Here is a 10,469-nt window from a genome sequence, read left to right as displayed (position 1 = left end):
GACCTACACCGACAAGAACACACTGGTGAAGATCGCTTTCGCCGCCAATTACGACGCCGATCCGAGGCTGGTCTGCAAGCTCGCGATCGATACCGCTACGGCCCACGCCCGCGCGCTCAAGGGCAAGCCGCCGAACTGCATCCTGACCGAATTCGCCGAGCTCGGCATGAAGTTCTCGCTGACCTTCTGGATCGCCGATCCTGACGGCATGGACGGTGTGAAGAGCGACGTCATGCTGTCGCTGTGGGACGCCTTCAAGCACCAGGGCATCAAGGTGCCCTATCCGGTGCGGGAACTCCGAATCCGCGGCGGCGCGCTGCCGGTCGAGAGCGTGGTCGAGGTCTCCAACTAGCCGTTTGGGTGCGATCTTTTTCGGCCCTAGACGGCCGGTATTCCGGATTGTCCGCGAATCAGGCCGTTTGGACATTGTCCCCATGCCCAAGCTTGGCTTGCACCGGGCGCGCCAATCATTAAATTAGAGCCTGAAATCAGCCCTTTGCCCGCAGAAACATCCCGCCCATGAGCTATATCGACGCCACCGACACCTCGCTTCGCAAGACCGGCCAGATCAAGCTGCACGGTCCGAGCGGCTTTGCGGGCATGCGCAAGGCAGGCGCCCTGGTGTCGAAATGCCTCGATGCGCTCACCGACATCGTCAAGCCGGGTGTCCCGACCTCCGTCATCGACGAGTTCGTCCGCAAGTTCGCCTTCGACCACGGCGCCTATCCGGCGACGCTGATGTATCGCGGCTATCGCTACTCGACCTGCACGTCGATCAATCACGTGGTCTGCCACGGCATGCCGGGCGACCGTCCGCTGAAGGAAGGCGACATCGTCAACGTCGACGTCACCTTCATCGTCGACGGCTGGTACGGCGACTCCAGCCGCATGTATGCGATCGGCGCCATCGCGCGGAAGGCCGAGCGGCTGATCGAAGTGACGTATGAGGCGATGATGCGCGGCATCGCGGCGGTCAAGCCCGGCGCCACGACGGGCGATATCGGCCACGCCATCCAGAGCTTCGTCGAGCCGCAGGGCCTGAGCGTGGTGCGCGACTTCTGCGGCCACGGCCTCGGCCGCCTGTTCCACGACGAGCCGAACATCATCCATATCGGCCGCCCCGGCGAAGGCGCGCCGCTGAAGCCCGGCATGTTCTTCACCATCGAGCCGATGATCAACCTCGGCAAGCCGCACGTGAAGATCCTGTCCGACGGCTGGACCGCGGTGACCCGCGACCGTTCGCTGTCGGCGCAGTTCGAGCACTCGGTCGGCGTCACCGCCGACGGCGTCGAGATCTTCACGCTGTCGGAGCGCCATGGCGAGAAGCCGTGGGTGCAGGTGTAATGCTCGACAAGATTCAGTAGTCGCTCCGCGTGCGCTCGACGATCTCCTCGGGCGTGTGGTTCTCGCCGATCGACATCGCACAGATCCGCGACAGATGCAGGTAGGACAGCCCGGTCTCCTCCGCCCAGGCGTTGAACTGCGCCTGCACCTTGGCAAGGTCGCGCTTCGACTTGACGTCCTCGGCAATATCGAGCCCGGCATCGCGCAGGCAGGCGACGACATCGCGCGAGGTGACGAAGCCGTCCCAGCCGAGGAAGCGCAACAGCATCTGCCCGGTGTTGCCGCCGAGCCGGCTGCCGCGCTTGGACAGCAGGTCCAGTAATCCGACCTCATCCGACGACGGCCATGCCGCGAGAAACTTGCCGAAACTGCCGTGCTCGCGCGCGATCTCCTGCACGAAGCGGCCATTGTCGCGCACCGACATGATCTTGGCGCCGTTGCGCACGATCCTGGCGTCGCTCGTGAGCTTCTCCCAGAACTCATCGGGCTTGAAGGCGAGCTTGGCGGGCGCAAAGCCGAGGAAGGCGTCCTCGAAGCCCGGCCATTTGGCGTCGATCACGCTCCAGGCAAAGCCTGCGCAGAACACGCGTCTGGTCATCTCGGCCAGCACGCGGTCGTCGCCGAGCTTTGCCAGGGCCTTTGCCCCCGCCGGGGGCCGCAGCAGTTTCTCCAGCGCCTTCGGCCCGCCCTTGCGCTTCTCGGCACGCGCGCGGATCACCTTGAACGATGTCACGCCGCCCTCCCCTTCCTGATCCCGAACTGTTGCGACCAACGGTAATTCGGCCGTCGCATCGTGGCAAACCGGGAAGTTGCGTCGCCTCTTGCAAAACCCGGCGGGCACGGCATGGTTGTGGCCGATGCCCGCCAAACCCGATGCCCACAGCGACGATGCCGACGAGACGCCGCACTATCACGGCCATCGAGAACGGCTGCGTGAGCGCTTCTACACTGCGGGGCCGGACGCGCTGACCGACTATGAGCTCCTGGAGATGGCGCTGTTTGCCGCCATCCCGCGCCGCGACACCAAGCCCTTGGCCAAGGCTCTCTTGAAGAAATTCGGCTCCTTTGCCGAGGTCGTGCACGCGCCGGTGGCGCGGCTGCGCGAGGTCGACGGCGTCAAGGATGCCTCGATCAACCAGATCAAGCTGCTCGCCGCGGCTGCGGGGCGGATCGCCAAAGGCGAGATCAAGCGCAACATCGCACTGTCGTCCTGGAACGACGTCATCGACTACTGCCGCACCGGCATGGCGTTCGCCGACAAGGAGCAGTTCCGACTGCTGTTCCTCGACAAGCGCAACCAGCTGATCGCCGACGAGGTGCAGCAGACCGGCACCGTCGATCACACTCCGGTCTATCCCCGCGAAGTGATCAAGCGCGCGCTGGAATTGTCCGCGACCGCGCTGATCCTGGTGCATAATCATCCGTCCGGCGACCCGACGCCGTCGCAGGCCGACATCCAGATGACGAAGGCGATCGTCGACATCGCCAAGCCGCTCGGGATCGCGGTGCACGATCACATCATCGTCGGCAAGAACGGGCACACGAGCTTCAAGGGCATGAAGTTGATCTGAAGTCCGGTGTGAACAATGCTCGATCGTTTCAACACCAACATCGCAACCGTTGCTCTCATCGTCGGCCTGACAGGCGGCGCGATCGCCGGCCAGTTCGAAGACGGCGTCGAGGCGCTGGGACGCGGCGACTACCCGACTGCCACACGGCTGCTGGGACCGCTCGCCGAAAAAGGCGACACACGTGCCCAAATTGCACTCGGTGTCGGTCCTGCCGTTAAGGGCTACACTCCGCCATCGACGTCCGTTTCGCCTTTCGGTATCTACCTTATCTTCGTTGCGATCATTCTGGCAGTTTCGGGCGCGACCTATGCCCGACTGCGGCTTCAAATTCAAAATCGTCGCATTCGTCGCGACGAGTTCCTCACGCAGCTTCCGCCTGAGGTCCATGCCGAAATCAACCATGCCAGGCAGATCGCCGCGGAGCGCCCCTGGACGCCGATCGCCTTTAAGCTCGACTCCATTGAGATGACGGACCGAGGCATGCGCTTCCACGCGAACGGCGAGCATCTTGGACATGCGTTCAGCTTCGGCTTGGCTCTCACGATGTCCTATGGACCGGTCGCGGTTTGCGAATGGTATCGCGACGGCGACGCGAGTGAAGGACTGATCGACATTCTTGCCTATCTCGCTGGTGTTCCACGCGGCGACAGCCACTTTGACGAGTTGGTCAAGACCAGCCTGATCATCCTGAGGGCGGCACCTCCAAATGTCCCGTTCGCTCAGGTCGCCAGCCTTCGCTGCAAGGTATTTTTCGAGTTCACCGAAGACAATCCGGAGATCTATCTCGATCTCGACTTCGCGGAGAAGACCGGGCTCATCCGGGAGAAGAACCCGATGGATCGGAAGAGACTGGTTTACGCGTTCCAGGCCAATGACCAACGAGAGAGCACCCCGCTGTAACGGGAATCGCCGCGGCGATCCGACATCCAGATGACGAAAGCGATCGTCGACATCGCCAAGCCGCTCGGGATCGCCGTGCACGATCACATCATAGTCGGCAAGAACGGGCAAACGAGCTTCAAGGGCATGCGTCTGATATAGTCTCATTGCACTGAGACGCGTCACGCCACCGCCGATCCCTGCCTACACCGAGGCGCCTGCACGGAGACGATGATGTCGAACGGTCCGAGTGCGGTTCTTTCTTCCGACGAGATCGCCGCAATTGCACGTGACGCCGTTGCAGCGGGACAGGCGGACGACAAGCAGGCCGCATGGCAGAAGATCCAACCCTTGCGCAAGGCACATCGCCACCAGCCTGAGGCCGCGATGGCGTTGCTATGGATTGTCGACGAACGAAGCCTTGCGAGGGAAGAGGCGGCAGACCTTCTTTCGGAGGTCGCGGACGCCCACGACGACATCGGTACCCTCTCGGCGCTTGGCCTACGCCTCGAAGCCGTCCGCGACATCGATGATTTGAACGCGCCGCCGCCGGAACACCCGGTATTTCAGACGACGGTCGAGAAGCTCGGCCACCTGGCCAGGCTTCATGACGGAAAGCCTGAGCAGGAGCAGATCCTGCGCGGGCTCGCCACGGCGGCGCGAATGATGGCACGCCAGAACGATGCGCTCGCCGGGCACAATGTTCGGAAGCTGACCGAGATCGATCCGCAGAGGAGCGCGTACCACTACAATCTGGGGCTTTTCTACAAGACGCGGGGCAAGTTCGCAGAAGGCGTGGCGGCAAACCGGGCTGCCGCAAGCCTGCCGCAGGAGGTTGTCGACAGCATCGAATGGAATCTTGGAATCTGCGCCACGGGCGCCGGGAATGCCGAGATCGCCTTGGCGGTGTGGAAGCGGATCGGACAGAAAATCGAGCCTGGACGATTCGGCTTGCCGGAAGGCGGATATCCGGCCTGCAAGGTGAGGCTTGCCGAGCGGCCGCTTGCCGAGCGGACGGCAGACTCTGACGATCCAGGCAAAGAGGAAACGGTATGGATCGAACGGCTCAGTCCATGCCATGGCATCATCCGCAGCGTGTTGTACGGCGATCTCGGCGTCGACTATGGCGATGTCATCCTCATGGACGGCGCCCCGATCACGCATCACACATACGGTGACGAGCAGATCCCGGTCTTCCCTCATCTGGCGACGCTGCTGCGTCGGAACTACCAGTTCTTCGATTTCGCGGGCACGCAGGAGACGGCACGGCAACTGGCCGACCTGAGCGAGGAGCTGGACGGGGATGCCGTCATCTATTCGCACTCGGAGAGCTTCAAGATCATGTGCGCCAATTGCTGGCGCAACCCCGATATCGATCATGCCGACCACGAGACGATGGAGAAGCACGTCGTCACCGGTCGCATTGCCGCACCGCCCGACCTCGCGCCTGCACGGCTTCTGGATCTGATCGACAAGGCCATCGAAAAGCGGGGAGCCTGCCAACTCTATGCGCCCGATCTTTGCCTAGCCGCGGGACAGCCGGCGCGCGAGCGGATCGACAGACGCCGGTTTGCTCTCCTGACGAATAACTAGGGACACTCCTGCTCAGCCGAGGATGGTTTCTGACCGTGTCAAATTCTCTCCTCGTCATTCCCCGATGCGCAATTGCGCATCGGGGAATGGCAGCTAAACCACGGCCGCCGACCACTCGATCCCTCCCAAGGCCTCCTCCCCGCGACCCCGTCGGCCAATTGACATTCGCCGTCGCCCTGCCAGACTTCGCGGAAAATTCGGGGTGGAGCCCTCTGGATGGCCAATCTTTCGGCCTCAAATCACGTCGCCCGTGTTTTGTCGGCGGCCAATCAGATGGCCGGCGTCGACACGGAGACGCGGATCGCCGCGTCCTGGCGGCGCTGCCTGGTCAATCACAACCTCGATCCGGCCCGGCGCGGGCCGCCCCAGACCCTGACCGAATCCGAGGTCCGGCACATCGCCGAGCCGATGGAGGATTTGATCCAGGTCGCGATCCCGGAACTGGAAGACCTCGCCCGCGTGCTCCACGATAGCGGCTATTGCGTCAACCTCGCCGATCCCAACGCCACCATGCTGGTGAGCCGGCTGCCCGGGGGCGATTACGAACGGATGTTCCTGGAGTGGAAGATCTACACCGGCTCGAACTTCGCCGAGACCTTCGAGGGCACCAACGGGCTCGGCACCGCGCTCGCCGAGCAGCGGCCGATCCTCGTGCATGGCGACGAGCATTTCCGCGAGCAGTGGCACATGTTCACCTGCGCGGTCTCGCCGCTGTTCGACCATGCCGGAAGGCTCGCCGGCGCCGTCAACATCTCCTCGTGCCGCAACGATCTCGGCCGCAGCGCGCATGAGCTGGCGCTCGCCGTTACCACGGAGGCGACGCGGCGGATCGAGCATTCGTTCTTCCGCCGCCGCTATCGTGCTTCCTGGATCGCAACACTGCCCGGCGACGGGCACGGCATGCTCGCCTATGATAACGACCGCCGCGTGGTCGGCGCCTGCCGCAGCGCGCGCGCCGCGTTCGGCTTGACGGACGCGATGATCGACGCGGCATCGACCTGTCGCATCTGATTCAGCTCGACGATCGCGCCACGCGCATGTCGGACGAGCCGGTCACGCTGCGCCGGGCCGACGGCACGCCATGGGGCCGCGGCCACCTCGCGCCGCCGGTGCGCGCACGATCACCGCGTCCATTGCCGACGCCGGCGCGTGAAAAGCCGGCGGGACAGTTCAGCGGCCTGCACCGGCTGGCGGGCCGCGATCCCGTGCTGATCAAGGGCGTGAAACGGTTGATGACGGTCGGCAATCTCGACCTGCCGATCCTGCTGCATGGCGAGACCGGCGCCGGCAAGGACGTGTTCGCGCGCGCCATCCACGCGGCGAGCAATCGCGCCGGCCACAACTATGTCGCGCTGAACTGCGCGGCGATGCCGGAAAGCCTGATCGACGCCGAGCTGTTCGGCTACGAAGCCGGCGCCTTCACCGGCGCGCGGCGCGAGGGATCGAAAGGATTGATCGTGCAGGCCAGCAGCGGCACGCTGTTCCTCGACGAGATCGGCGACATGCCGCTTTCGCTGCAGACCCGGCTGCTGCGCGTGCTGGAAAACCGCGAGGTCTGGCCGCTCGGCGCATTGAAGCCCGTGCCGGTCGACATCCGCCTGATCAGCGCCACCCATCGCGACCTGGCGCGGATGGCCGAAGACGGCAGCTTCCGCTCCGATCTTTATTACCGGCTGCGCGGCATGGAAATCCGGCTGCCCGCCTTGCGCGAACGCGCCGACCGCAAGGACGTCATCGCGCAGATCGCCGACGAGGAGGCGCCGCACTGCCGCATCTCAACTGAGGCCTGGGCGCAGCTGATGGCCTATCCGTTTCCCGGCAACATGCGCCAGCTCCGCCACGTGCTGCGGCTCGCCGGCGCGACCGCCGAAGGCAGCGTCATCACCGGGGCCGATCTCGATCTGCCGCCGTTCGGCCCGCGCGACGTGGAGACCGATCATGCGGCGGCCGAGCGCGCCGCGATCGTCGCCGCGCTGCGCGCCAATGGCGGCCGCGTGACGGAGACGGCGAAAGCACTCAGGCTCAGCCGCGCGACGCTGTATCGGAAGATCAAGGCGCTGAAGATCGAGCTGGACGGCTAGACGAAATATTTCGTTCGAGAGCCGTTCCGTACCCCCGACATGCGTACTCCGTAAGAACGGCTGTCGTGTTCCGGCCGTGCGGGAACAGTGATATGATCCGGCTTTCGCCTTCAACGCCACGGAGCGGGTCCCATGACACGGTTTCCCCTCGCTGTGGTCGTTGGCCTCCTTGCCGCGACCATTTCGCAACCTGCTGCCTCGGATTCTACCGAACAACGATTGGGCAAAGTCCATTTTGCAACGTCCTGCAAGCCTGAAGCGCAGGAGCTGTTCGATCGCGCCATGCTGTATCAGCATTCGTTCTGGTACAGCGCATCGCGACGCACCTTCGAGGAGGTGCTGGATGCCGACCCGCAATGCGCCATCGCCTATTGGGGCATCGCGCTCAGCTATCTCTACAATCCGCACGCGCCGCCGCCGCCGGAGAACCTTCCGCTCGGTCTCGAAGCCGTGAAGAAGGGCCAGGCGCTGGGTGCCAACACTCCGCGCGAGCGCGAATACATCGATGCGATCGCCGCGATGTATGTCGACTATGACAAGGTCGATCACCGCACCCGGGTGCAGCGCTTCCTCGCCGCCGAAGAGCAGGTCGCGACGCACTATCCCGACGATGACGAGGCGCAGATCGCCTATGCGATCACGCTCAACGTCGCGGCGTCGCCATCCGACAAGACCTATGCCAACCAGCTGAAAGGCGCGGCGCTGCTCGAGCCGATCTTCAAGCGCCAGCCCGAGCACCCCGGCATCGCCCACTATCTGATCCATCTGTACGACTACCCGGCGCTCGCCGAGAAGGGCCTCCCCGCGGCGATGCGCTATGCCAAGATCGCCGAACAGGCGCCGCATGCCCAGCACATGCCGTCGCACATCTTCACGCGGGTCGGCTACTGGAAGGAATCGATCGCCTCGAACAAGGAATCCGCGCGGATTGCCAAAGCGGACGGCGAACAGCAGGACCAGGCGCACGCGATGGACTATTTGGTCTATGCCTATCTGCAGCTCGGCCAGGACAAGGAGGCGCGCGCGGTGGTCGACGAGCTCGGCCAGCTCCAGTTCAAGCAGGACCGGTTCGCCGGTCCCTTCGCGGTGGCGGCAAGCAAGGCCCGCTATGTGTTCGAACGCGGCGACTGGAAGGGAGCTGCCGCGCTTGACGTGCATCCGACCAAATACGCCTATGCTGATGCCATCACTTATTTCGCCCGCGCGGTCGGCGCGGCGCGCTCCGGTGATCCGGCGGCCGCCAAGCCCGATATCGCCAAGCTCGTCGAGCTGCGCGACAGGCTGAAGGACGCCAAGGATGCCTACTGGTCCAACATCGTCGACATCCAGCAGCAGATCGCGAGCGCCTGGGTGTTGTACGCCGAAGGCAAATATGACGAGGCGCTAGGCGCGATGAATGCCGCCGCGGAGGCCGAGGACAAGACCGAGAAGCATCCCGTCACCCCGGGACCGCTCGCCCCGGCGCGCGAGCTCTACGCGACGATGCTGCTCGATCGCGGCAAGGCCGCCGACGCGCTTGCAGCCTACGAGGCGGTGCTGAAGAAGGAGCCGAACCGGCTGGCGACTTATCTCGGGATGATCAAGAGCGCCAAGGCAGCCGGTGATCAGGCCAAGACCCAGGAATGCGCTGATCAGATTGCCCGGCTCACCGCGGATTCCGACGTATCGAGGCCGGAGCTGATCGAGTTGCGACAGACAACCGGAAGCAAGCTGTGATAGCGCGGACAATATGGCGCAACGGCGCGGCCGCCTTGCTCGGCGCCGCTGCGCTGTGGCTCTGCCAGGTGCCGCCGCTCGGCGCGATGGAGATCCTCGGCCAGGCCGGCGTGCTCGGCGAATGGGAGTTGACCGGGCACCTCACCGAAAGCGGACCGGACGCGCGCAGGCAGTTCTCCGGGCCGCTGAAGATGAAGCATGTCGGAATCTGCACGCAGGACGGACCGGAGCAACGCGCCGGCGAGATCCGCCTGCAAATCACGGGTGAGGATTCGCAGGTGACAGCCGAGCTGGTGCTCGACGGCGCGCTCTGCACCTACAGCGCCCGCAAGACGCATAATTACGAGGGCACGCTGTCCTGCGAGGGCCGCGCGCCCGTGCCGCTACTGGTGTGGCTCAAATAGACGTTGCCGTCAGGCTTTCCAGTCAGGCTGCGGACCGCGAGCGGCGCAGCCATTCGTTCAGATCGATGCGGCCGAGGCGCGCCTCGCCCAGCGGCACCAGCGAGTGCTCCTCGACCCGGCCGCCCCAGTACAGCGCATCGGGGTCTTTCACCACCTGACGCGGATCGCCTTTTGCCTTCAGGTAGCGCGCCACGATGTCGTTGAACGGCGCACGATCCGGGCCGGCAATCTCGACGATGCCGTTGCGCGGCGGCTGGAGCGCGATATCAGCAACGAGCGCCGACACGTCCTCCGCCGCGATCGGCTGGAACAGGCCGGGCGATAGCCTGACCGTCTTTCCATCTGTACTCGCATCGGCGATGGCGCCGACGAATTCCATGAACTGGGTCGCGCGGATGATGGTGTAGGCAATCCCGGAGGCCTCGATCAGCTTCTCCTGGGCGACCTTGGCGCGGAAGTAGCCATTCTCGGGCGTGCGGTCGGTGCCGACGATCGAGAGTGCGACATGGTGCTTGACGCCGGCCGGCTTCTCCGCCGCCAGCAGATTGCGGCCGGAGGTCTCGAAGAATTCCATCACCGCCTTGTTCTCGAACGATGGCGAATTGGCGAGATCGATCACCACAGCCGCGCCGGCCAGCGCCTCCTTCAACCCCTCGCCTGTGATGGTGTTGATGCCGTTTTTCGGAGAGGCGGCGAGGACTTCATGGCCGCGCTGGCGCAGGATGGCAACGGTCCTGGAGCCGATCAGTCCGGTACCGCCGATCACAACGATCTTCATGATTGAGTCTCCTCTGTCGATGACTGGAGATCGAGATGCGCTTGGCGCCCCAAACTGTCGACGGAAAGCGCAGCGGCGCTTATAGCATGCCGCTCACGCGCAT

General features: G+C 64.4%; 8 protein-coding genes and 3 pseudogenes. 9 read left to right on the top strand and 2 right to left on the bottom strand.

Annotation, left to right across the window (positions count from 1 at the left end):
• Both FNJ47_RS15780 and map read left to right on the top strand, forming a co-directional pair.
• Positions 1–352: pseudogene (locus FNJ47_RS15780) on the top strand (mechanosensitive ion channel domain-containing protein); the annotation flags it as partial.
• 167 nt (positions 353–519) lie between these two features.
• Positions 520–1,344, top strand: coding sequence for a type I methionyl aminopeptidase (map, locus tag FNJ47_RS15775; protein ID WP_163154591.1), 825 nt, complete (start codon positions 520–522; stop codon positions 1,342–1,344).
• Positions 1,345–1,357: 13 nt separating this feature from the next.
• Here map and FNJ47_RS15770 read toward each other — a convergent pair whose 3' ends face one another.
• Positions 1,358–2,077: a DNA-3-methyladenine glycosylase I gene (locus tag FNJ47_RS15770; RefSeq protein WP_163154589.1), complete on the bottom strand. Its 720-nt coding sequence runs from the start codon at positions 2,075–2,077 to the stop codon at positions 1,358–1,360.
• A 124-nt stretch (positions 2,078–2,201) separates the two neighbouring features.
• Here FNJ47_RS15770 and radC point away from each other — a divergent pair, with 124 nt between their 5' ends.
• From radC to FNJ47_RS15735, 7 genes and pseudogenes are all read left to right on the top strand, one after another.
• Positions 2,202–2,915, top strand: coding sequence for a RadC family protein (gene radC / locus FNJ47_RS15765; protein ID WP_163154587.1), 714 nt, complete (start codon positions 2,202–2,204; stop codon positions 2,913–2,915).
• Positions 2,916–2,930: 15 nt separating this feature from the next.
• On the top strand, positions 2,931–3,815 hold the full coding sequence (locus tag FNJ47_RS15760) for a hypothetical protein (RefSeq protein WP_163154585.1): 885 nt from the start codon (positions 2,931–2,933) through the stop codon (positions 3,813–3,815).
• 6 nt (positions 3,816–3,821) lie between these two features.
• Positions 3,822–3,956 (top strand): annotated as a pseudogene (locus FNJ47_RS15755) (JAB domain-containing protein); the annotation flags it as partial.
• A gap of 72 nt (positions 3,957–4,028) precedes the next feature.
• A complete protein-coding gene (locus tag FNJ47_RS15750; RefSeq protein WP_163154581.1) occupies positions 4,029–5,387 on the top strand; it encodes a tetratricopeptide repeat protein in 1,359 nt (452 codons plus the stop codon).
• 216 nt (positions 5,388–5,603) lie between these two features.
• A pseudogene (locus FNJ47_RS15745) lies at positions 5,604–7,468 on the top strand (sigma-54-dependent Fis family transcriptional regulator).
• A gap of 219 nt (positions 7,469–7,687) precedes the next feature.
• Positions 7,688–9,184 carry a hypothetical protein gene (locus tag FNJ47_RS15740; protein ID WP_163154579.1) on the top strand — a complete coding sequence of 499 codons (1,497 nt, stop codon included), beginning with the start codon at positions 7,688–7,690 and terminating at the stop codon, positions 9,182–9,184.
• Complete coding sequence (locus tag FNJ47_RS15735; protein WP_347341673.1) at positions 9,181–9,588, top strand: hypothetical protein; 408 nt, start codon at positions 9,181–9,183, stop codon at positions 9,586–9,588. Before FNJ47_RS15740 ends, FNJ47_RS15735 begins: the two co-directional genes overlap by 4 nt.
• Before the next feature lie 22 nt (positions 9,589–9,610).
• Here the strand turns inward: FNJ47_RS15735 and FNJ47_RS15730 are convergent, their stop codons facing one another.
• Complete coding sequence (locus FNJ47_RS15730; RefSeq protein WP_163154577.1) at positions 9,611–10,366, bottom strand: SDR family oxidoreductase; 756 nt, start codon at positions 10,364–10,366, stop codon at positions 9,611–9,613.
• Positions 10,367–10,469 lie beyond the last annotated feature (103 nt).

This window comes from Bradyrhizobium uaiense, assembly GCF_010811875.1.
In the GTDB taxonomy this organism is placed as follows: Bacteria; Pseudomonadota; Alphaproteobacteria; order Rhizobiales; family Xanthobacteraceae; genus Bradyrhizobium; species Bradyrhizobium uaiense.
This window is presented reverse-complemented; position numbering and strand designations above follow the sequence as displayed.

Bases quoted from the DNA above. Each gene is read 5' to 3' on its own strand.
- FNJ47_RS15730 (WP_163154577.1), bottom strand. From the start codon at position 10,366: ATGAAGATCGTTGTGATCGGCGGTACCGGACTGATCGGCTCCAGGACC.
- FNJ47_RS15750 (WP_163154581.1), top strand. From the start codon at position 4,029: ATGTCGAACGGTCCGAGTGCGGTTCTTTCTTCCGACGAGATCGCCGCA.
- map (WP_163154591.1), top strand. From the start codon at position 520: ATGAGCTATATCGACGCCACCGACACCTCGCTTCGCAAGACCGGCCAG.
- radC (WP_163154587.1), top strand. From the start codon at position 2,202: ATGCCCGCCAAACCCGATGCCCACAGCGACGATGCCGACGAGACGCCG.
- FNJ47_RS15760 (WP_163154585.1), top strand. From the start codon at position 2,931: ATGCTCGATCGTTTCAACACCAACATCGCAACCGTTGCTCTCATCGTC.